The 22892-nt window shown below is 39.0% G+C and carries 15 protein-coding genes and 1 riboswitch; of the genes, 12 read left to right on the forward strand and 3 right to left on the reverse strand.

Features of this window, described 5'->3' with window-relative positions:
• The first annotated feature begins 14 nt into the window (after positions 1-14).
• The 10 genes from ABE65_RS07090 (at position 15) to ABE65_RS07135 (ending at position 16785) form a co-directional block, all read left to right on the forward strand.
• Positions 15-848: an STAS domain-containing protein gene (locus ABE65_RS07090; protein WP_066392909.1), complete on the forward strand. Its 834-nt coding sequence runs from the start codon at positions 15-17 to the stop codon at positions 846-848.
• Positions 849-944: 96 nt separating this feature from the next.
• The gene (locus tag ABE65_RS07095) at positions 945-1151 is read left to right on the forward strand and encodes a hypothetical protein (protein WP_066392911.1); all 207 of its coding nucleotides are present in this window, start codon (positions 945-947) and stop codon (positions 1149-1151) included.
• A 16-nt stretch (positions 1152-1167) separates the two neighbouring features.
• Positions 1168-1527 (forward strand): YhjD family protein, encoded by a 360-nt coding sequence (locus ABE65_RS07100; protein ID WP_082861337.1) that lies wholly within the window; start codon positions 1168-1170, stop codon positions 1525-1527.
• Positions 1528-1634: 107 nt separating this feature from the next.
• Positions 1635-2288, forward strand: a complete 654-nt coding sequence (locus tag ABE65_RS07105) for a serine/threonine protein kinase (RefSeq protein WP_156499138.1) — start codon at positions 1635-1637, stop codon at positions 2286-2288.
• A 78-nt stretch (positions 2289-2366) separates the two neighbouring features.
• Positions 2367-2455, forward strand: a riboswitch (cyclic di-GMP riboswitch).
• 200 nt (positions 2456-2655) lie between these two features.
• The gene (locus tag ABE65_RS07110) at positions 2656-3606 is read left to right on the forward strand and encodes a GGDEF domain-containing protein (protein WP_066392913.1); all 951 of its coding nucleotides are present in this window, start codon (positions 2656-2658) and stop codon (positions 3604-3606) included.
• Between the two features lie 69 nt (positions 3607-3675).
• Positions 3676-4749 (forward strand): GGDEF domain-containing protein, encoded by a 1074-nt coding sequence (locus tag ABE65_RS07115; RefSeq protein WP_066392914.1) that lies wholly within the window; start codon positions 3676-3678, stop codon positions 4747-4749.
• Between the two features lie 204 nt (positions 4750-4953).
• Entirely contained in the window at positions 4954-8457 is a 3504-nt protein-coding gene (gene addB, locus ABE65_RS07120; RefSeq protein WP_066392920.1) for a helicase-exonuclease AddAB subunit AddB, read from the forward strand.
• Positions 8454-12194 carry a helicase-exonuclease AddAB subunit AddA gene (gene addA / locus ABE65_RS07125; protein ID WP_066392921.1) on the forward strand — a complete coding sequence of 1247 codons (3741 nt, stop codon included), beginning with the start codon at positions 8454-8456 and terminating at the stop codon, positions 12192-12194. The genes addB and addA overlap by 4 nt, the downstream gene beginning before the upstream one ends.
• Before the next feature lie 11 nt (positions 12195-12205).
• Complete coding sequence (locus ABE65_RS07130) at positions 12206-13387, forward strand: metallophosphoesterase family protein (protein ID WP_066392923.1); 1182 nt, start codon at positions 12206-12208, stop codon at positions 13385-13387.
• Positions 13384-16785, forward strand: a complete 3402-nt coding sequence (locus ABE65_RS07135; protein ID WP_066392925.1) for an AAA family ATPase — start codon at positions 13384-13386, stop codon at positions 16783-16785. Before ABE65_RS07130 ends, ABE65_RS07135 begins: the two co-directional genes overlap by 4 nt.
• Positions 16786-16819: 34 nt before the next feature.
• On the opposite strand, the gene ABE65_RS07140 is transcribed toward ABE65_RS07135, so the two are convergent.
• From ABE65_RS07140 to ABE65_RS07150, 3 genes are read right to left on the reverse strand one after another with little or no spacing between them, the layout of a single operon-like run.
• Positions 16820-17950, reverse strand: a complete 1131-nt coding sequence (locus ABE65_RS07140; protein WP_066392936.1) for a Ger(x)C family spore germination protein — start codon at positions 17948-17950, stop codon at positions 16820-16822.
• The gene (locus ABE65_RS07145; RefSeq protein ID WP_066392938.1) at positions 17947-19044 is read right to left on the reverse strand and encodes a GerAB/ArcD/ProY family transporter; all 1098 of its coding nucleotides are present in this window, start codon (positions 19042-19044) and stop codon (positions 17947-17949) included. The genes ABE65_RS07140 and ABE65_RS07145 overlap by 4 nt, the downstream gene beginning before the upstream one ends.
• Positions 19041-20636 carry a spore germination protein gene (locus ABE65_RS07150; protein ID WP_082861339.1) on the reverse strand — a complete coding sequence of 532 codons (1596 nt, stop codon included), beginning with the start codon at positions 20634-20636 and terminating at the stop codon, positions 19041-19043. The genes ABE65_RS07145 and ABE65_RS07150 overlap by 4 nt, the downstream gene beginning before the upstream one ends.
• A 162-nt stretch (positions 20637-20798) precedes the next feature.
• Between ABE65_RS07150 and ABE65_RS07155 the strand changes: the two genes are divergently transcribed.
• Both ABE65_RS07155 and ABE65_RS07160 read left to right on the forward strand, forming a co-directional pair.
• On the forward strand, positions 20799-21470 hold the full coding sequence (locus ABE65_RS07155) for a hypothetical protein (RefSeq protein ID WP_066392941.1): 672 nt from the start codon (positions 20799-20801) through the stop codon (positions 21468-21470).
• A 15-nt stretch (positions 21471-21485) separates the two neighbouring features.
• The gene (locus ABE65_RS07160) at positions 21486-22559 is read left to right on the forward strand and encodes an efflux RND transporter periplasmic adaptor subunit (protein ID WP_066392942.1); all 1074 of its coding nucleotides are present in this window, start codon (positions 21486-21488) and stop codon (positions 22557-22559) included.
• Positions 22560-22892 lie beyond the last annotated feature (333 nt).

Here is a 22892-nt window from a genome sequence, read left to right on the forward strand (position 1 = left end):
GGAAACAACTAAAAATGGAGCATCAATTGAGGGAATTAGGTAAAAAGATTATTGAACATAAGTATGATCTATCAAAGAAAATTGATGAGGTGAGCTTATCACTTGGTGAGCAACCGGCCGAGCTTTCAGAATTTGTGCTGAACCTACGGGGAGAACTATTTTCGTACTTTGGACAAGCACTTTATGAAGATAGGAAAACATCACAAGATCATTTTATTAACTGGGGAAGAAAAAATGGTGAGCTGGCTGTTCAACACGAAGTTCCTCTAGACAAAGCATTAAGTAGTACGAGATACTATCGAATGGCGCTATGGGATTTCATGCGTAACGAAGTCAACAATGAGAAATGCAGCGTTGAAACCGTTATGAACGCTGCATCAATCATCGACCCTTTATTGGATGAAACAGTCCATGCTTTTAGCGTGGCATATGTTGAAAATAATAATCGTGTACTCGGATTGGCTCGAGAGGCGATTGAAGAACTATCTGTACCTGTTGTAAGATTGACGAGGGCGGTTGCAGTTCTTCCGCTTGTAGGTACGATTGATACACATCGCTCTAAATTAATCATGGAAACTTCTCTTCAAAAATGTATGGAATTACAGATTGAACATCTTTTTATCGATCTATCTGGTGTAGCAGTGATTGATACGATGGTAGCTCATAATTTATTTAAAGTAATCAATTCTCTTAAGCTTTTAGGTGTAAATGTAACCTTAAGCGGGATGCGACCTGAGCTTGCTCAGACGGTGGTTTCACTAGGAATCAGTTTTGATGGATTTTCTATTGCTGGAAACTTGTATCAGGAGCTTGAGGCCATGGGGATTCGACCTCAAAAAAGTAAATAATCCATAAATACTTACCTTCTTAAAAAGGGTAGGTATTTTTTTCTAGTATAAAAAGAACGTTTGTTCGCATATAATATAAAAAAAGGAGGTTGCTTCATGACTAACTTATTAATGAGATGTATAGAAGAACGAGTTGGAATAGAAATGATCTACCTCTCGCAAAAAGGTGACATCTCGCACCGTATTGTCATTCCATACTCTTTTGACGGTCATATCATCAAAGGATATTGTTCAACAAAAAAACAGATTCGAAGTTTTCACATAAGAAACATATTATCTGTTCATTCACGTTTGTCTTTTTAAGATTGGAGGGTTTGTCGTGCAATATGGAAGCGAAGAAGAGCGTTCGCTTATTGAAAAATTTGTGATGTATCCGATTTTACTTACCGTGTTTAATCGTGATCTGCAGATTATTAACGGCTCTCCTTTTAAATTGAAACAGCCATACACAGCGCTAGTAGAACAAATTATGAATCAAATCAGCAAAGATCTTTATGATGTTAGAATCGAATTAAGAAAACGAAGAATTAAAGTGATGGATGCACAACGCGAAGATGATATTACTGAATATGAAATCTTTATTAGAGGATATCGTGAAATTATGAGATTCCCAAACATTCATCTGAAGAATAAAGCGGAGACACTTATGCTTTCTTATCTTAAAGTAAACCTTGAATAACGGATATAGCGTGCAAGTTTCATTTTTTATAACAACTGTATACAATGAACGTATTGCAGAAACATAAGATGATGATAATAGGATTAGAATTTGAATTGAGGAACGTTATGGAACACATTATCCGGCTAGCCAGACAATTAAACAAGGAGATCTTGATCGAAAGTCGTAGCCCTTTTGATCCGGTTTGTCCTGTGAATACCCCATATCCTTGGCAGATGCTCGGCTGTGGGAACTATGCAGCAGTTTTTTCACATCCTGATCATCCTGAATATGTAGTAAAGATTTATGGTAGGGATGAGCATGGACTATTAGAGGAAAAGAAAGTTTATGATCGACTAGGCAAACATCCAGGATTTTCTGTTTGCTATCATTCGGAACAGCGTTTTTTAATCTTAAAACGCATTGAAGGCATGACTCTTTATGACTGTGTGCATAAAGGGGTAAAAATCAATGAAAGTGTAATCTACGATATTGATGAAGCAGTGGGGCATGCGAGAGACAAAGGGTTGTTCCCGAATGATGTGCATGGAAAAAATGTGATGATTTCTAACAACAGAGGAATTATTGTGGACGTTTCTGATTTTAGTCGATATGAAACGTGCAGAAAATGGAAAGATCTACGCAAGGCTTATTTCACCATTTACAAAAAAACGCTTTACCACTTTTCGATTAAGATACCATATTTTGTTTTGAACGGTGTAAGGATAGGGTATAGGTACTACAGGAAGTTAAAAATATCCAAAAAACAAGGCAGTAAATAATAGGCCAAAAGACTCATTAAAATGATTGGCACAAATTACCTAAGTAGGATATAATAACTATAAAACAATAGAAACCTTTGTTATTAAGGGCAAACCAGTTGAAAAGCTGGGACGCAAAGCTATGGGCCTAAAGTATGTTGAACATGCAATGGCAGCCGGTTGCCAAAGGGAAACGGACTCATGTTTAGACACAACCGTTTCTATGAAGCTTTTTTAAATGTGTGGAGTGAAAGAGGATTGATCACACGCATGTTTACAATGAAGCAGTCATAGAGAGTAAAGGGTCTCAAACATCAATAGAAGCCATTCCCTTTATTAGGTGATGGCTTTTTGTATGTAATTTTTGAGGAATTTGAGGGGTTGTAAAATGGAAAATTTCCAACTAGACTTACGCGCACTCAAAAAAAACTTGTTACCAGAATTCATGAAGTCTATTCCCGATATGATACAAACCCACAAAGAGCATCTACGAAAAAATGAAGACTTTCATACGTTTCTAAACGGGTTTGTTGAGCAATACGAAAAGGTATTAGAGAAATTTTTACGTGGAATCGTGCATGCAGTATTTTTAGAAGAAGATCGATTCGAGTCCTTTTTAAAACAAGGAGAGCAAAAAGCGTTTTCATCAGGCATTCATTTTTTAAAACATCAACGGATTCCTCATCAAGCATTAGCATGTTTTACAACGAGTATCAGTGAATCTGTTTTACTTGAAGTGAAAAAAGCAATGATAAACGAGCCATTAGTCATACAGTTATTTATGTTAGATCGCTGGAATCGAATTTCTCATCGAGCTGTAACAGGCTTTCTAAGCGGTTTCTCCTCACAGCAATTCAAAGACCTTAAGGAGATCAGCATTCGCGATCCACTAACGAATCTGTATAATCGCCGATACTTTTATGATTGCTTAGAAAAAGAGCTCAATAAAGCGCACAGATTAAAACTACCCCTTACACTTGTCATGTTTGATATCAATAATTTTAAATGTATTAATGACGAGCTAGGACATCACGCGGGTGATGAAATTCTTCAGCAGATCGCAGAACTTTCTAAACGGTTAAAATTGTTCTCTGGATTTAGATTTGGCGGAGATGAATTTGTTTTTCTTTTGCCAGGAATAACGGAAGATGAAGCATATATCTTAATTGAAAAGTTAGAGAGCCAGCTTATCGTTTGGAATGAATCGATTTCATTAGCATATGGTGCCATAGAACTGCTTGCAGATGCATGCGAGAACATCGATTATTATCTTCAGCTTGCGGATGAGCGGATGTATACCAATAAAAGAGCAAGAAGTGAGAATAAATCATTCATTTGAACAAAATGAATAAAGGGCCTTTCTGCTATTTGATTTAGCAGATCGTATAATGCAAAGGAAGATGACTGCATGAAAGATTCATTTACAATTACTGAGCACCGTTCTGAAACGATATCTTCTTTATTACGGTGGTTCTTTTTAGTACTTTGTTTACCTGTTTTTTATTATCAACCTATATCGAGTGTCTTGAAATATGAAACAGATACATTTCCGATCCTCTTCCTAATAGGGATCGTATATATGACCTCCACGCAAATTGTGTTACATCGAATGCCTGAAACGTCACTGTATTACCGCGTTTTTACTAGAGGTGGAATTATTTTTGATTGCCTCGCTTATGCGTGGTTGATGCAACTAACTGGCGGAGCTGACAGCCCGTTTGTTTCTGTAGGATATTTAATCGTCATTCATGCCGCTCTATATTGGAGGTTAAGAGGTGCCCTTATAGTAGGAACAGCGAGTTTTATCATTCTTACTTACTTTTTCATAAGAGATAGTGGGTACATGAACACGCTTTCTTCCTTTGAATTCTTGATGAAAAGCATCTTCTTATGGTTGATCGCTTTTTATGGAGGTGTAATCGCTTCTAAAGAACGGCAATATTATTTTGAGAAGAATATGTATCAGCTTCAATCTGAACAAGACTATTTAACGGGTTTGTTGAATCACCGGAAATTTCAAGAAGACGTCTTGGAAAGAACAAAACAAGATAAGCCATTTACACTTGTGTTATGTGACATTGATCGTTTTAAAAAGTTCAACGATCTGCACGGTCATCTGATAGGAGATGAAGTGCTTAAGCTTGTTGGAGCTACATTTAAACGTTTTATCTCTCTAAAAGAAGGAGAAAGTTATCGATATGGAGGAGAAGAGTTTGCCTGGATTCTCCATACAACTTGCACTAAAGAAGTGAAAAGTACGATTAAAAAAATCAATAAACATTTAGAAACCTATCCTTATATGTCAGGTGATGGAGCGTTACCTGTCACGCTTAGCTATGGAATTGCAAGTTATATTCAAGGTGAAGAGCCTTCACAGATTATCCAAAGAGCTGATGTACTACTATATGAAGCGAAGGCAGCAGGAAGAAATGCATGTAAACTGGATATGGTCAGAGAGCAGGAAAATCAGCTAACGATGTAGCGGTTTTCCTTTTTCTTTTCTATATGGTTTCTATCGTGTAAGCATGGTGTAGCTTTTACTTGATTATTATGCTCCGTCTTTAGCTTCTATCCTATAACTACCAGGGAGAAGTACTTGTTTTTCAGGGTAGGAGCCTTTGATGTCCTAATAGATTATGAGATAATAGAGTTAGAATTCAAGTGCGGAACAGGGGATGAACAAAAAATGAGTTTGCAATTTATTTTGGGACGATCCGGCAGCGGAAAGTCCCACTCTGTATTTAAGGAGATTCAAAGAGAGCTTACAGAACGTCCTTCAGGCAATCCGATCATCTATCTTGTACCAGATCAGATGACTTTTCAATCGGAGTATAAGCTAGCTTCAACACCTGATCTATCTGGGATGATGCGTGCACAAGTATTTAGTTTCTCAAGGCTTGCTTGGCGTATTCTTGGTGAGACTGGTGGTCTGACAAGGATGCACATCACTTCTACCGGAATAAGAATGATGCTGCGAAAAATCGTCGAGCATAAAAAAGATGACCTTAAAATCTTCCGAAAAGCTTCAGAACAAAGCGGTTTTTACGAACTGCTCGAGTTAATGACTACAGAGCTTAAACGATATTGTGTTTCTGCAGAAGACCTATCGTGGAATGCCGAAACACTGCTTTCTCTTGGACAAAAAGAAAATAATAAAAAAGTGCTTAAGGATAAACTATCAGATCTGAGTGTCCTTTCAAGTGCCTTAGAGGAAGCACTGATCGGGAAGTATGTAGATTCAGAAGATTACTTACGTCTGCTCCAAGCAAAGATTCCTTTATCAGAGAGCATCAAGGAAAGTGAAATTTACATAGATGGATTTCATTCTTTTACTCCTCAAGAACTAGAAGTTGCGGCTGGATTAATGGCACATGCCAAAAAAGTAACCATTGCACTTACAACAGATGAACTCATTACTTCAAGCTCAGAACCTCATGAACTAGATCTGTTTAATATGACTAAAAAAACGATAAAGTCACTAACAACACTGGCCAAAGAACTCGGCGTGTTCGTTGAGGAACCAATCTATCTTCATGAGAAGCCAAAGTTTAATTCAAGTGCTATCGCACATATTGAAGAGCAGTATGATCAAAGACCGGCCATACCTTCTAACAATCATGAAGGTGTTGGAGTAGCCGCTGCAGTAAACATTCGTTCAGAAGTTGAAGGAGCAGCAAGGAAAATCACAGAACTCGTTCGTGACAAAGGATATCGATATCGCGATATCGCTGTAACAGTCCGAAATTCGGGTAGCTATCAAACACTGATCGAAACGGTGTTTACAGATTATGAGATACCTGTTTTTTTGGATCAAAAAAAATCCATGCTTCACCATCCATTGATCGAGCTCATACGTTCATCATTAGATATTGTCTTAAAGAATTGGCGCTATGAGTCTGTCTTTCGTGCCGTGAAAACAGATATGCTCTATCCGCTTGACGAGATAAGAAAAACGACTTCTGAGATGAGAAGTTGTATGGATGAACTTGAAAACTATGTGTTAGCACTAGGTATCCAAGGAAGAAGGTGGACAGATCCTAAACCTTGGAAATATAAGAGATTTAGAGGGTTCGAATCAGAAGATTTCGGAAAGACAACCCGTGATGATGAAAAGGAACAATTGATTAACGATATGCGAGATATCATTGTATCCCCATTGAGTCGTCTTGCTAAAAACTTATCAAACAGTAAAAGTATCATTCAATATTGTAAAAGTCTTTATCAGTATCTCGAAGATCTCAATGTACCGATGAAACTTGAACGCTTAAGAATTCAGGCCGAATCCGCAGGGAAACTACGCGCAGCATCTGAACATGGGCAAGTGTGGAATGCGGTGTTAGGGCTTTTAGATGAAATGGTAGAGTTGACCGGTGAGGAAGAACTTTCAAAAGAAACGTGGATGCAAATGCTTGAAACAGGGCTAGAAAGTCTTAAGTTCGCTCTTGTTCCTCCTTCTCTCGACCAAGTATTAGTAGGAACGATGGAAAGGTCTCGTTTCACGGACGTGAAAGTAAATTTTGTTCTTGGTGTAAACGATGGAATCATTCCGTTAAAACCAAAAGATGATGGACTACTTTCTGAAGATGAAAGAGAAGCTCTTGAAAGAAACGGTGTTGTGCTAGCACCGTCTGCTCGTAGAAAACTGCTAGATGAGCAGTTTATGATCTATCTCGCACTAACGAATGGAAGTGACCATTTGTTTGTTTCGTATGCCTTGGCAGATGAGGAAGGGAAGACGATGCAGCCATCTATGGTCATACAGAGATTGCATGATCTTTTCCCTGATTTAAAGGAAGAGCTTTATCAAAACGAACCCGCTTCACAAAATGATAAAGATTTTGTACAGCATCCGATAAAAAGTATCTCATTTTTAAGTGCGCAGCTCAGAGAATGGAAAAAGGGATATCCGATCTCTCCCATCTGGTGGGATGTATACAATTGGATGATCGAAGACAACGAGTACGATCTCTATGCAAAGCGAGCTCTATCTTCTCTCTTTTATTACAATCGAGAAGCACCACTTAGTACATCTGTATCAAAAGAACTGTATGGCGATAAGATCTTAACGAGCATCTCGAGGATGGAGCTTTTTCAGTCATGTCCATTCTCTCAGTTCATGTCCTACGGACTTAAGCTAAAAGAAAGACAAATGTACAAACTCGAAGCTCCTGATATCGGACAGCTTTTTCATGCTGCGTTAAAACAGATGAATGATTCATTACAACAAAGAAGCGTGGCTTGGAGTGATCTTTCTAAGGGAGATTGTTACCGTTTAGCAGGAGATATTGTTGAACTTTTGGCACCACAGCTTCAGCATGAGATTCTGTTAAGTTCCAACAGACATCTTTATATTAAGAAGAAGTTAAAAGAAGTAGTCGGAAAGGCTTCACACATTTTAAGTCAGCACGCAAAGGCAAGCGGATTCTCACCTGCAGGTCTTGAATTAGCATTTGCTTCTGGTGCAACATTGCCACCATTAACCTATAAATTACCGAACGGCACGACGATGGAAGTGATCGGACGTATCGATCGTGTGGATACAGCGAAAAGTTCAAAAGGACTTCTCATGCGCGTAATTGACTATAAATCCAGCTCAACTGGACTTAACTTGGCAGAGTTATATCACGGCATTGCTCTACAGATGTTGACCTATCTAGATGTTGCGGTCACACATTCACAAACCTGGTTAGGTGAAGAGTCCGTTCCGGCAGGGGTTCTGTATTTCCATGTTCACAACCCGCTTCTAAATCAAAAGAAACTGCTTAGTGTGGAAGAAATTGAAAAAGAAGTGTTAAAGAAGTTTAAAATGAAAGGTTTAGTTCTTGCAGAAGAAGAAGCCGTTCAACTTATGGACAGTACGATGGAAAAGCGTTCTTCTATCATTCCTGTAGCTCTAACTCAAAAAGGATTTCATAAGTCACATTCATCTATCGCCTCAAGTGAGCAGTTTAACACGATGCGTAATCATGCTCGAAAGATGGCTGTAACGAGTGGAGAAGGAATTACAAACGGAGTGATCGATATCTCTCCATATGAGATGAAGAAAAAAACACCATGTACGTTCTGTTCGTATAAACCTGTTTGTCAGTTTGATCAAACTCTTGAAGAGAACCAATACCGTCAACTTCGTTCAGAGAAAGATGATGTTATTTTAGAAAAAATGCATGAGGAAGGAGAAAAGGTCAAATGAAGACTTTAATCCCAAAACCAGAAGGTGCAACGTGGACGGACGAACAGTGGCAAGCTATTCATGCCAGAGGAGAAAATGTTCTCGTCGCTGCAGCAGCTGGATCAGGTAAAACTGCTGTCCTTGTCGAGCGGATCATCACGATGATACGTGAAAAGGTTGCGGATGTAGATCGTTTGCTTATCGTTACATTCACAAATGCTGCCGCTGCTGAAATGAGAAAAAGAATAGGAGAAGCGATCGATAAGGAACTGTCTTTAAATCCTTCATCTCTACATTTAAGAAGGCAGCTTAACTTATTAAACAAAGCATCGATCTCTACTCTTCATTCTTTTTGTATTGAGGTGCTTCGCAAACACTATTATGAAACAGACCTCGATCCAGGTTTTCGTGTGGCAGAAGAAACAGAAGCAGAACTTATTCGTCAAGAAGTGATAGAGGATTTATTTGAAGAAGAGTACAGCAAAGGAGAAGATCATATTTTTTACCAAGTGGTCGATGCTTATAGTTCTGACCGAAATGATATGGAACTCCAAAAATTGATCTTATCTCTCTATGATTTTGCACGAAGTCACCCTGATCCGAACGGCTGGCTAGACCAGATGGCAGAAACATATCAGGTACAAGCAGCAAGCATTGATGATCTTCCTTGGACGAAAGAGCTTCTCTTTGATATCTCGCTACAGATAGACGGGCTTCGTTCTTTGGCATTAAGAGCGATAGAGCTGAGCGAGATTTCAGGAGGACCTCTTGCATACGCAGAAACACTTCAAGAAGATCTCGTCTTTATTGAACGATTACTTCGTGCAAAGAATAGCTGGAGTGAGCTTTATGAGGAGTTTCAATCCTATGAGCCTCCGAAATTAAAGGCTATTCGTGGGAAAGATGTAGATGAAGAACTGAAGAATAAAGTAAAAGCTATGAGAGACAACATTAAAAAAAGGACGGGTGCATTAAAGGAAGAATATTTTGAAAGACACCCCGATTCGTATATCGTTCATATCGAAGAGATGGCTCCAGTCGTAAAAGAGCTTTCTTCCTTAGTGAAAAAGTTTGGCGAACGCTATCTTGAAGCGAAGCAAGAAAAATCTCTTGTCGATTTTGGAGATCTTGAACATTATTGCCTTGGTGTATTAAAAGGTGAGGGATCAACGATGGATGTGCCAGTTCCATCAGATGCGGCGTTAGAGTACCGCGAAAGATTTGTAGAGGTACTAGTCGATGAGTATCAAGACACGAATTTTGTCCAAGAATCCATAGTTCGCTTAGTATCAAAAGACGGAGAAGCAGGAAACATGTTCATGGTAGGCGATGTAAAGCAATCCATCTACCGATTCAGACTTGCAGAACCACTTCTTTTTCTAACTAAGTACAAACAGTTCACGAAAGAAGGCGGAAACGGATTACGCATTGACCTTGCCAAAAACTTTAGAAGCAGAAATGGAATCTTGCAAGCTACAAACTATTTGTTCAGACAGATCATGAACGAAAAAGTAGGGGAAATTGATTACAACGATGATGCTGAATTAAAGCTCGGTGCCACTTATTACCCTGAACAAGAGGGAAATGAACCAGAACTTTTACTTATTAATAAAAGTCAGCCTTTAACAAATGAAGAAGGTCTTGAGAATGGAGAAGTAGAAAAATCGGAGCTTGAAACCGTCCAGTTAGAAGCAAGAGTTATAGCTGAAAGAATAAAACAGATCGTTGGAACAACGGGGAACTCTCCACATCTTGTCCTTGATAAACATACGAAAAAATTGCGACCTGCAAAATACAAAGACATCGTTATGTTGTTCCGAGCAACCTCCGTATGGGCACCAGTCATACTAGAAGAGTTTAAGCAACAAGGAATACCTGCGTATGCTGAACTTTCAACTGGCTATTTTGATGCGACGGAAATTCATGTCATGATGTCACTTTTGAAAGTGATCGATAATCCACTGCAAGACATCCCGCTTGCTGCCGTTCTTCGTTCGCCGCTAGTCGGAATGACAGGCGAAGAACTTGCAGTGATCAGATTGAAACAAAAACAAGATAATTATTTGGGAGCCGTAGAACGGTATCGTGCTGAAGGAGAAAATGCTGCAATTCAAGAGAAAGTCTCTGCGTTTTTAGACCAATTGGAAAAGTGGCGTCATCAAGCGCGACAAGGATCTCTTTCTGACCTGATCTGGGAAATCTATCGAGAGACCGGTTATTTTGATTATGTAGGCGGATTAACGGGTGGCAAACAGCGACAAGCGAACTTAAGAGCTTTATATGACCGTGCGAAAATGTATGAAAGTACATCTTTTCGAGGGCTTTTCCGCTTTCTTCGTTTTATTGAAAGAATGCAGGAGCGTGGAAAAGATCTAGGAGCTGCAAGAGCTTTAGGTGAACAAGAAGATGTTGTTCGTGTTATGACGATTCATAAAAGTAAAGGATTAGAGTTTCCGATTGTATTCGTTGGGGGTATCAACAAACAGTTCAATACAAGAGACCTGAACGAAAAAGTTCTTCTTCATAAAGAACTTGGACTCGGAACTCAATATATAAATCCAGAATACCGGGTTGCCTATCCGACACTGCCGAAGCTTGCGATCGCTGGAAGAAAGAAAATGGAATTGATCGCAGAGGAGATGCGAGTACTATATGTCGCGCTAACACGTGCTAAAGAAAAACTTTACTTAGTCGGCACAGTTAATGACATTGAAAAATCTGTGGATTCATGGAGTGATTCTCTTTACGAAGAAAACTGGATTCTACCAGACTTTGAAAGAGCAGGCGTAAAGAGTTATCTTGATTGGATCGGGAGAGCAGTCATCCGCCATAAGAACGCTGACCCCCTTTTATCGCTGCTAGGAACAGGTGAAAGAGGAAGAGGTGAAGTTTATATAGATGAAACAGATTGGAAGATCACGGTTTTTCCAGCAAGTCAATATGAAGAGTTAGAAGTGGAAGAGAAAGAAAAACAAGAAGAGTTGCTAAAGCAATTAGAGAACTATGAAAGAGTGAATCTTGTTTCAGATGACTTTGATGAAGTCCAACGTCGACTTGAATGGCGATATACGAATAAAAATTCGACAAACACCCGTTCCAAACAGTCTGTTACAGAGATAAAAAAACAATATCAAGCAGATGAATACAGTTCTACCGAATTAGTAAAAGCGGCCCAACAAGCTATACACGAGCGGCCAAAATTTATGCAGGAAGAACAGTTGAACGCTGCTGAAATTGGAACAGCCATGCATATGGTCATGCAGCATGTTGACTTTAGAAGACCACCTACACTAGACTCTCTTCAAAACCAGCTTGCAGAAATGGAAACGAAAGAGTTGCTTACAAGAGAACAAGCCCAATATATCCAGCTTCCACAGATTCAGAAGTTTATAGAAGGGCCACTTGGCGAGAGGATCAAAGCGACCGAGAACCTGAAAAGAGAGATTCCGTTTAGTATGGCACTCCCATTATCAGAGATTCAAAGAGATTGGTCAGGCGAAGATGAACATATTCTAGTACAAGGTGTTATTGACTGTCTGATCGAAGAGGAAGACGGATTTATATTGATAGATTATAAAACAGACAAAATCACGAACCGCTTTGCAAACGGCTTTACAGGAGCGAAGGATATCCTGTACAAACGATACGAACTGCAGCTGAATTTGTACGCAAAAGCCATTGAAAGAATATTAAAGAAGCCTGTTAAAGAAAGTTATCTTTACTTTTTTGATGGTGGACACATTCTTCAAGTGAAATAAGGAGGGATACGATGCGATTACTTCATACAGCAGACTGGCATCTTGGGCGATCTTTGGAAGGACGCAGCAGACTTCAGGAGCAGCAAGATTTTCTAGACGAACTTGTTGAGATTGTACGACGAGAAAAAATAGATGCTGTTCTGATGGCAGGAGATGTATTTGATACGGTAAACCCTCCCGCTGCGGCAGAGCAAATGTTTTATGATGCACTGTCACGAATTAATAGAAACGGAGAATGTCCGTTCATCGCGATTGCTGGGAATCATGATCATCCTGAAAGGCTAGCAGCCTCTTTTCCCCTTTTAAGAGAGCTGGGCATCACGCTTCTAGGACTGCCAACGCTTGAACTTCAGCGTGTTCCGATTAAGAGAACGGGAGAGATCTTAGAAATCGCTGCTCTGCCGTATCCTTCTGAATCAAGACTAAAAGTACTCTTAAGTGAATCTGCTGAAGAATTAGATGTTAGAACTCAATATGATGATTGGGTGGACTCGTATTTTAAGCAGATCACCTCTCACTTTACGCCAGGAAATGTGCATGTGGCGATGAGTCATCTTTATGTTGCAGGAAGCAAGGAAACCGATTCTGAACGACCTGTTCACATTGGTGGTGCGTATACGGTAGCTGCAGAAAGTCTTCCGAGTGCAGCTCAATATGTGGCATTAGGTCATCTGCATCGTCCACAAAAAATCAAACGAGCCCAAACAGATGCAAGGTATTCAGGTTCTCCTCTATCCTATAGTTTTTCAGAAAGTGGGCAAGCAAAATCTGTGTTCATCATTGACGTTGAACCAAACGGAACTGCTAAAGTTGAAGAGGTTTATTTACGTTCCGGAAAGCCGCTAATAGCATGGGAAGCAAAGAATGGGGTCCATGAGGTACTTCAAGGCATTCAAGAGGGTTTGCATCAGAATTGCTGGATTGATCTATCCATACATGTACAAGACGCATTGTCTATGGAACAAATTCAGCAACTTAGAAAAGCACATGATGGGATTGTTCACATCAAACCTGTATTTCAAGAAAAGTCTGGAGACCAAGTCACTGTATCTGCACAAAAACTACCTGTTGATGAACTATTTACAACGTTTTATAAGCGACAGACTGGGGGAGCGGTTCCAGACGATGAGTTGATCTCGTTATTTCTTGATCTTGTTGGAGAAGAGGGAACAGAAGGAGAGGAACGAGAATGAGACCTATAGCATTAACCGTTTCAGGTTTGCAAAGTTTTCGAGAAGCGCAATCCGTTCCTTTTCATGAGCTTTGCTCTGGTGGTGTCTTCGGTATATTTGGACCGACTGGAAGCGGGAAATCCACGATTCTAGACGCTGTGACACTTGCTTTATACGGAAAGGTAGAACGAGCGGCTGGTGGAACACACGGAATCATGAATCAGGCTGAAGATAAACTGTCTGTTTCGTTTACGTTTCAGATCGGTGAAGGTGCTCAGCAAAAAGAATACAGTGTGGAGCGCATCTTTAAACGAAGTGGCGAACATTCCATCCGAACAAGTACTTGTCGGTTGATCGAAGTGGTAGATCATGAGTCTATCGTTCATGCCGACAAAGAACGAGATGTCACTCGTCTTGTTCAAGAACTGATCGGACTAACAATCGATGATTTTACGCGCGCAGTCGTACTGCCTCAAGGGAAATTTGCTGAATTTTTATCTCTTAAAGGTGCTGATCGAAGGCAGATGCTGCAACGTCTGTTTCAACTCGAAAAGTACGGAGATCAATTAAATCAAAAGCTAAAGAAGCGGTCAGATGAACAAAAAAACCGTCTGAATGAAATTACAGCCGAGCAAACAGGATTAGGTGAAGCTTCCTTAGAAACATTGGAACAGGCATCTGTACACTTAAAAGAAAATGAAAAAAAGTTAGAACTTCTATCAAAACAATACAAAGAAGAAGAAGAAAATCTCAAAATCCTTGAAGTGTTCTGGGATGCTCAAGTTCAAAATGAAAAGCTGATCGAAGAAAGAAAGGAACTGCAAAAACAAGAAACTTTTATGGAACGTCTTCAAGGGGATTTAAGAAAAGCTATTTTTGCAGATAAGATATATCCTTACGCGAACGAATGGAAGCAGTCACTCACAGAAGAGAAAAAAATCCGCGAAGAGCAAGAGCGATTAAAAAAACAAACTGTACAGCTTAAAACCATTCTTGACGAGCTAGAGGAGAAATATGAAATAGCCAAGAAAACGATCAATCAGGAAGAGCCTGTTCTTATCGAAAAAAGAAGTGGCTTAAAAGAAGCGGTTCTATGGGAAAAAGATCTGGATAAAAAAAATCAGATTTTGCAAACCGAAACCCAAAAGCATAAACAATTGATCACATCGTACGAAGAATGCGAAAAAGCAGAGTCTGAAGCAGCGCAAATACTTAAACGCGGGAAAGATAAACAATCTGCCCTAAAGAAAGAATTATCTCAAATTGAAATCACTCAAAAAGATCGCAATCTGTTTCAAAAAGCGATCTTACTGAATCAACGCTTAGAAGATGTTCAAAAAGAAGAGAAAGAGATTCAAAAAGAAATTTCTAAATCAGAGACTGAGCTGAATTCTGAAGAAATAATAAGAAAACAGATCAGTTCAAGAGTAGCTGACACTTTTGATGCAGGAAAAAAACTGCAGCACCAAATGCAACAAATGTATGAAGAAGTTTCTGAAGCGCTGCGTTCGAATGAAAAGATCTCAAAGGCTATATTGGATAAACGGATTGAATGGAAAAACGAACAAGAAAAAATAAGGATCAACCAATTGGCAGCACAGCTTTCTGCAGAATTAAAAGAGAATGAACCGTGCTCGGTTTGTGGTTCAACGACCCATCCTTCACCGAACACAACGCATGTAACGGTAGAACATGATAGTGGGCGTATTCAAGAACTTGAAGAAGATCATGAACGTTTAAAAGAACACTATCATGTGCTCAAACATCTTAGTGAAGGACTTGAAAAGGATTCCCAAACACTTTGGGAAAAACTGAATCTCGCTGAAGCTGAAATCGCAGCATCAGATCAAAGTACGATTACAGTGGAGAAAGAAACAATCAGCTCGTTCTCTCTGGACCAACTTAACAACCATATAACGAGAGTAAAAGGTATACAACAAGATAAGCTCCTTATCGAAGAGCAAATGCGAAAATTATTGTCAAAATTAGAGGAAGATCAAAAACAATTTGAACGAATATCAATTTCTGTTGAAAATAAGGAAGAAACAACGAATAAGTTAAAGCAACAGCTTGGTTTGATAACAAAAAAAATGGATCAAATTCATTTGGAATGGAAGCAAGGGGAGATCCCTTTTTCGCAAGAGGATATAAGTGAGAAGCTAGAACTTTTTCAACAAAAAGAAAGTCGCCAAGCTGAAATCGTAAAAAGTTTAACGATTGCAGAAGAATTTCTAGAAACACAAACGAAAAAAATGGATTCGGCAAAAGAGCAAAAATCTGATTTGAAGATGAAAATATCGGTCTCTTCTAACCAGCTAGAAATGCTTCAAAAAGAAATTCAAAGTTTAAAAGAAAAGCTGTACGACAGAGTAGGCGATGAAAAGGTTCAACGAGTTCTTGAAGAAGTTCAAGATGAGTTGCAGAAGTTGAAGACAGCATTCGTTCGCTCAGAACGGGAATATGAATATGCTAAAAAGCAGTATGTAGAAAGTGATAAAGTATATCACGCTGCTGTTCAACGGATGAACGATGTTGAAGCAAGGTTAGAAAAAGCAAAACAAGAATGGAACAAACGGTTGAGTAAGTCTGATTTCCAATCATATGAAGACTTTGAAAGCTGTTTAAAAGATGAGAACGTGCAGTTGGAATGGGAAAAGCAGTTAGTGGATTACCATGATCGGTGTAAATCGAATGCTATGGCTTTAGAAGCGATAAAAGAAAAGCTTCCTCAGGAGATTCTTTCAAATCAACACGTTGAATCTGCCAAAAACCAGCTGAGAAGTCTCAAGCAAGATATGAATCATACGCATGAGGCAGTTGGGGAAGTGCGACAAAGGTATATGATGATTGAGAAAAATCACACACGTTTCAACGAACTAGAAAAGGAACGAAATAAAGTTTCGAACGTTCTAGAGAAACTGGGTAAACTTCAGGCTGTATTCCGTGGTAATGCTTTTGTTGAATTTATGGCAGAAGAACAGCTTCATCTTGTAACACGTGATGCGTCAGGGAGGCTCGCTAAACTTACTCGTGGACGTTATGCGATCGAAGTCGATTCAGCAGGCGGATTTGTTATTCGTGATGATGCAAACGGTGGAATCAAACGTCCCGTCACCTCTTTATCTGGTGGAGAGACATTTTTAACATCACTTGCACTCGCTCTTTCGCTTTCTGCTCAAATCCAGCTAAGAGGAAAATTCCCTCTTCAGTTTTTCTTCCTAGACGAAGGATTCGGCACATTGGATCAAGAGTTATTAGATACAGTAGTAACCGCACTTGAAAAAGTCAGAATGGAAAACTTTTCAATTGGCGTTATATCCCACGTACCGGAATTAAAAGCAAGATTAACGAAACGATTGATCGTAGAACCAGCGGAGCACTCAGGCAGAGGAACACGTGTGAGATTAGATCAGTTGTAAAAAGGATGCAAGGCAATTACGCCTTGCATCCTTTTTATTCGATAATCCCATGTCCGATAACTTTCACATTCACAGAAGCGGTATAATCAATATTCGGATACTCTTTGTTCCAATCTAACCTTTTCCATGTTGGATTGTGAAACGCGATTAGTTTTCTGCCTACTCCAAATGCATCACTGTTCATGTCTTGCAAATCATTGAGGACGGTATTTGCATCTTTTGTCAGTCTCTTTGATAATGCTTTTTCAATCTTTTGGATCTTCTTTTTCGTAGTAAGGTTATCCCTCGGATACTCTGTAATTACAACTTTCATATCTAATTTAATGTGAGCGGATATCTTATCATCTGGAGAAACATTGACATTAAATGTTCGTTTGTTCTTTTTCACTTTAATTGAAACATAATTTAAGATTCTGTCTTTATGTTTGTCTGTGATTTTTTTTGTCAATGACATGGATAGATGCTTTTGTTTTCCTGTGAGCAAAGTATACATGACCCCTTGCGCCCCATAAATCTTGCCTACCATCTTATAACCATGAAATACGGCAATCCCATTAACAGATACATCATTTTTTTCTGGAACGAGATAAGGGAGAGCAAAATCTTGACCGGGATCAAACATAACAGGGCAGATCGTCTGGATATTTTCTGTTGGAACAATAGAAGCTTTCTCTGCTGAACTCACAGATTCATTCAAATATTGCCCGATGCCAATCGTGGTTTCTGTTTCCTCGAATTTGGAATTGATCACATCAGATGCTTTCCCTTTTGCTACGGCGATTCGTGCATTAAGAGCGGATTTTGGATCTCGGTAGAAAACATCTAAAATATGATATATGTCGTGTTTCGCAGCGTCTTCTCCTAAAATGACAATTAAGTTTTTAGAAGCATCCACTTGTTCTGAAACTTTGCGGTCTAGTTTAATCCGACTTTGTCGAGCCGTGTTGCCCACAGCATAGAAGACCTGATTATTAACTTGACCTACTCCTCCTGCTTCGGTGTTGAGAGATTGAGGAATAGAAGCTGTGTTTTTTATTTTTCCGTTCTTTAAATAATCAAAACCTGCTGCTCTAACTAGTTTTGTTTCATTTAGCTGTGTTTGATCCCAACATCCACTTAATAAGAAAAGGCTTGAAAAAAGAGAAAGTAATTTAGCATTCCTCATGTCGAAACCGCTCCTTTTTCTTTTCTTTTTCTGATTACGGCAATCAGCAATAAGAAGATCGGAAAGAGTGCAGAACAGCATAATGCTGACATACCAATAAGCTTGGACCACAGTTGAACATCTAACTTACTGGCGGGGATAGAAGCGATCAATGCACAAATAACTCCTACATATGGTGCAGCCGTTTTATGATGTTTTAGTTTAAATAGCGACTGTACGCCTTTTGCTGTAAAGAACAGATAACTAATAAGAGATGTTGTAACAAACACGATCCATATGGATAAGAAGATAAGGTCTGTTCTCTCCAGGATTTTAAATGAAAAAGCTTTTAACATATAAAGCACTGGCTCTGGCACAATTACAATTTCAACAGGATTAAAAAAGATATATGTTGTGAATGTCACAAAGCAATAAAAAAGGGTGACACATAGTGAAGCATACGATACGGCTTTCAATTTACTGTTCGTTCTTCCTTGCGTATAAGCTAGAAATACGAGCGCTGTGTCAAAACCTAGTAAAGAGATTAAAGCATCTGTAGACCCTGATAGAATGGTTTTAATTCCTGTTGCTCCAACTGGAAAAGCATAGAGAAGATGAACATCAGTATAAGCATAGGCTACAAAGAAAAATAGCACTAAAAGCAATGGTGAGACTAACATTAAAAACCTGGCGATCTCACGAGCTGTACATGTAATGCAATAGACGCATGTAAAAGCTAATATGGATATTACGACAAGACGTGGAGTCTGATAGAAAATCCATTTAGAAACGATGCTGTTATACAGGATGAGAAGTACTACGCAAACAGAGAACAAGTGAACAACGAATAACGTATTCAGAATGACTCCTAATTTTGTTCCAACAATCTTAGGCATAAAATCAAATATTGTTTGTTTCGGATACATCTCACAAAGTTTCCAAATCGCAAGTATGGAGATCTGAATAAAGAGTCCTGCTAATAATAACGACATCCAACCGTCTGTTTTCGCTTTTGCAAATAACGTATAAGGAAGTGACAGGACACCAACTCCAATTTGGGATTGAGTGATAATAAAGAACAGCTGTCTATGAGTAATCGTGTGGCTGTTATTCATGACTTATCCCACTTTCTTGTATGATTATCTTCATCTTTTTTAATTGGCTTGATATCACTCGGTCGAGAGTTCATCTTGAAAAAAGGCAATCGAATGATCGTATCTTTTAAATCTCCTATTTTAAAGGGTGCAAGTGGTGCAAAATAGGGTGTGCCAAACGAATATAAACGGCAGAGATGAAAGAACATGAGGATCAATCCGAACACGATTCCTAAGAAACCGAATGTCGCAGCAGCTACCATGAAAGGAAAACGCAATAAGCGGACTGCCAAACTCATCTCGTTGGAAGGAACTGTATAAGCAGCAATCGCTGTCGTAGCAACCACAATGATCATTAGGTTCGAGATGAGCCCTGCTTTTACTACTGCGTCACCAATTACCAAACCACCAACAATAGCGATCGTGGAACCGATTCTAGTAGGCAAACGAATAGCGGCTTCACGGATTAATTCGATTGTCAGCTCCATCACTAACGCCTCAAAAAGTGGAGGGTATGGAATATTTTCGAGTGAACTTTTCATCAAGAGTATGAGAGCTGGAGGTATAACCTCGAAATGAAAAGAAACGATTGCAATATAAAAAGCTGGCAGACCAATCGCAATATAGAAGCTAAACAATCGGATCATTCTATAAAAGCTACCTAACATCCAACGTTTGTTGTAATCATCTGGTGTTTGAAAGAACACAAACAAGTTGACGGGTGCTATGTTGACGGTAGGTGAACTGTCGTACAATAGTGCTACTCTTCCTTCCATCAGGTTTGCAGCCACACGGTCGGGTCGTTCTGTACTCAACGTTTGCGGAAATAGACTAAATGTTTTATCTTCAATACTCTCCTCGATATTCCCAGGAGTCATAACAGAATCTGCTTCTATACCATTTATTCTTCTTTCAATTTCATGAAGCACATCTGGATTTGCGATATCTGACATATAGAGCATCGCAACATTTGTGTGAGTTTCTTTTCCGACTTGTAGATACTTGACTACGAGCTTCGGACTTTTGAGTCGTTTTCGAATGAGCGCTATATTTGTTGACATGCTCTCTATAAAACCTTCATGAGATCCACGGATAACGGCCTCGTTATCCGGTTCTTTGATATCGCGCTCTGTTTTAACAGGAGTGAATACCGAATAATAACAGGTTGTGTCTTTCGTAAATATCAATGTATAAGATTGTAAGATTAACTCTTCAATCTTCGAAAAATCCGTTTGCTGTTTAAAGTCAATATTGATAACTTTTTCGAATGTTTGAAGATCAATATCTTTGTCCAGTTCAAATAAGGGATTCAAGATTAAATCCTGAAGTTTCTGTTTATCAATAATAGAGTTTAAGAAAACCAATGCCACTTTGCTTTTATCAGCAGGCATTTCAATCCAATGAGTCATTAAATCTTGTGAAGAAGAAAAACTCGTTTCAATGTCTTTTAACAAATCGTCAATCGATTGATTTTGATAACTATTCACATTCTGCTCAGGTCCAGAGGTTTTAACAGAATCTGTTTGAGAAGATGGACTAGACTCTTGTATGTGATCTTCTTTAATGGTGTTTTTTTGTTCTAACAATTTTCTTGGTTTTTTAAAGAAAGTCATGATGAACATCATCCCGATTCGCAATAATTTGGTTTAGTTTTTGCTACCTCAACGTATTTATGCGGATAAGGTACTATTTTTCAAAAATGAGTCAGAAATTGTCATTATGAGTAAAAAATTGTGATAACATAGACAGAGATAAAGAGAGAAGGGGGCGGCACCATGACAGGAAGAGCACAATTTATTCCTGCTTTAACAAAGCCGAATACATATTTTGCGTTTTATAATGAGTGGAAAGATAAAGAGGGATTTTGGATTCGTTTTTTTGCTATTTTAGTTACTAGCGGCTTGTTGCATGCACTTTCATTTTTTGCAGCGTTTCCTTCGTTCAAAACGATTTCTTTTGTAGAGGCTGCGAAACTAAGTGGAATGGAACTGGAGTTGTTACGATATCTCATAGCATTAGTAGGCGGTGGATGGGGTATGGTCGTTCCTTTCTTAATAATAAATACAGGAGCACTTTTTTTATATATTTTCTTCCGAGATATTGGATTTAAAGCACTTTTTTATGTAATGACGACGGTTTATCTTCTATTTATTCTCGGGTTACTCTTTGAACTTCCGGTTCAGTTTGTAACAGGTGCCGAAGAAGTGGTTCAGCCGTTAGGATTCGGTTTTGTAGGTGTGTTGTTCTTTAAACATGGTTTTTGGCAAGAACTATTAAACAGCATCAATATATTTACGATCTGGGGTTCAGTAGTTATGTATTATGCGCTTCGACAATTATCGTTTAAGGAAAAGAAATACTGCCTTGTTGTTACGATTGGATTCGTCGTGATGTTCATTCTATTATCTTCACTATACGCTGCATTAGCTAGTGGACAGCTGGTTTAAGGGGGAGACGCGATTATGAATAAACTGAAATGGGTTGCTGCAGCTATTATGGTTGTCCTCCTGCTTGTAATGAACATCGTGATTTTTGATAAACAAGAATCTGCCGCTGTTGAAGCACCAAGAGTGAAAACCGGTCTATCTGTACAAAAAGATTTTATTAAGAAACACGAAACAACGGGTGTTGCTCAATCAAAAAACACCTTTAAAATTTATGAAAATGCTTCACTTGGTTCAATAAAGGACGTAATGGTTTCAAAGGGTGATACGGTTACGTCTGGTCAAACGTTAATTACATATGAAAACGCAGAGATTGAAAAAGAACTTCGCGATTTAAAGCGAGACAAAGAAGCAGCTGATGTTCGAAGCAGTCATTATTCCGGACAGATAAGTGAATGGAAAAGTGAACTCTCAGATTTTGATGAAGAAAAAGACAGCAAAGATGCTAAAGTGCTTCTTCAAGAAAAATTAGCTGAAGCTGAGTTGCAAAGCGATTTAGCTGAAAATGAAAGTTCTGTCTTATCAGATGAAATATCTGAACTAGAAAAGCAGCTAGATGACCTTAGTATAAAAAGTCCAGCTGACGGTATCGTATCAGAATTAAATGGTGTTGGCGATGATGAATCGCTTCTGACTATTGTAGGTCAAGGAAACTTTGAACTAGTTAGTAATATCGACCAAAAAATGGCTTCGCTAGTGAAAACTGGAGACCAGGTTCAAATTAAATCCACAGGTAAAAAATTATTGAAAGGCACTGTTCAAACGGTTTTACCAACTGAACAGAAGACCTTTACGTTAACTGTTCTAGTGGAAGATGAAGCAGCTTGGGTTGAAGGACAATCGGCTAGCATCATCGTTACAGAAAAACTTGCAGAAAAAGCGAATAGCGTTCCTAAGCAAGCGGTCCTAAAAGACGATGGGAAAACGTATGTATTCACGATTATTAAAAACAAATTGTACAAACTTAACGTTTCAACGGGTCTCGAGCAAAAGGGGAACGTGCAGATTACAAAAGGACTCAAAAAAGGTCAGGTAGTCGTGCTGAATCCTTCGCCTGTATTTGTTTCAGGGCAACCGGTTTTAAAGAAGTAAAAATTTTTATAGAGGCTTAAAGACTTTTGGCATGAATCTTACTATTGAACATCAAGAAGCTTCATTGACAAGTTGATTGTAGCGGAAGGTTGCCTGCCTGCCACATAAGTAGCTTCTCGCAAGGCATGCGACGAGGAAGTTCACTTCGTTAGCATAAACTTGTAGACGCAGGAGCAGAGAGACAACCTTTAAGCGGTCAGGTGGAGACTCCTAAGGGCGCAAAGCGGCAGGAGGCTCACCGTTCGCCCCATGGAAAGCGAGCAACCTGGAGCGGAAATCAACTTTCTCAAAAGAGTTCCTATGCACGAACAAATAAGAATACAAAAAAAGGAT

It is taken from the genome of Fictibacillus phosphorivorans, assembly GCF_001629705.1.
Classification (GTDB): domain Bacteria; phylum Bacillota; class Bacilli; order Bacillales; family Fictibacillaceae; genus Fictibacillus; species Fictibacillus phosphorivorans_A.

What these genes read in the sequence shown, in the direction of transcription:
- ABE65_RS07090 (WP_066392909.1), top strand. Translation starts at nt 15, where the DNA reads ATGGAGCATCAATTGAGGGAATTAGGTAAAAAGATTATTGAACATAAG.
- ABE65_RS07095 (WP_066392911.1), top strand. Translation starts at nt 945, where the DNA reads ATGACTAACTTATTAATGAGATGTATAGAAGAACGAGTTGGAATAGAA.
- ABE65_RS07105 (WP_156499138.1), top strand. Translation starts at nt 1,635, where the DNA reads ATGGAACACATTATCCGGCTAGCCAGACAATTAAACAAGGAGATCTTG.
- ABE65_RS07110 (WP_066392913.1), top strand. Translation starts at nt 2,656, where the DNA reads ATGGAAAATTTCCAACTAGACTTACGCGCACTCAAAAAAAACTTGTTA.
- ABE65_RS07115 (WP_066392914.1), top strand. Translation starts at nt 3,676, where the DNA reads ATGAAAGATTCATTTACAATTACTGAGCACCGTTCTGAAACGATATCT.
- addB (WP_066392920.1), top strand. Translation starts at nt 4,954, where the DNA reads ATGAGTTTGCAATTTATTTTGGGACGATCCGGCAGCGGAAAGTCCCAC.
- addA (WP_066392921.1), top strand. Translation starts at nt 8,454, where the DNA reads ATGAAGACTTTAATCCCAAAACCAGAAGGTGCAACGTGGACGGACGAA.
- ABE65_RS07130 (WP_066392923.1), top strand. Translation starts at nt 12,206, where the DNA reads ATGCGATTACTTCATACAGCAGACTGGCATCTTGGGCGATCTTTGGAA.
- ABE65_RS07135 (WP_066392925.1), top strand. Translation starts at nt 13,384, where the DNA reads ATGAGACCTATAGCATTAACCGTTTCAGGTTTGCAAAGTTTTCGAGAA.
- ABE65_RS07140 (WP_066392936.1), bottom strand. Translation starts at nt 17,950, where the DNA reads ATGAGGAATGCTAAATTACTTTCTCTTTTTTCAAGCCTTTTCTTATTA.
- ABE65_RS07145 (WP_066392938.1), bottom strand. Translation starts at nt 19,044, where the DNA reads ATGAATAACAGCCACACGATTACTCATAGACAGCTGTTCTTTATTATC.
- ABE65_RS07150 (WP_082861339.1), bottom strand. Translation starts at nt 20,636, where the DNA reads ATGACTTTCTTTAAAAAACCAAGAAAATTGTTAGAACAAAAAAACACC.
- ABE65_RS07155 (WP_066392941.1), top strand. Translation starts at nt 20,799, where the DNA reads ATGACAGGAAGAGCACAATTTATTCCTGCTTTAACAAAGCCGAATACA.
- ABE65_RS07160 (WP_066392942.1), top strand. Translation starts at nt 21,486, where the DNA reads ATGAATAAACTGAAATGGGTTGCTGCAGCTATTATGGTTGTCCTCCTG.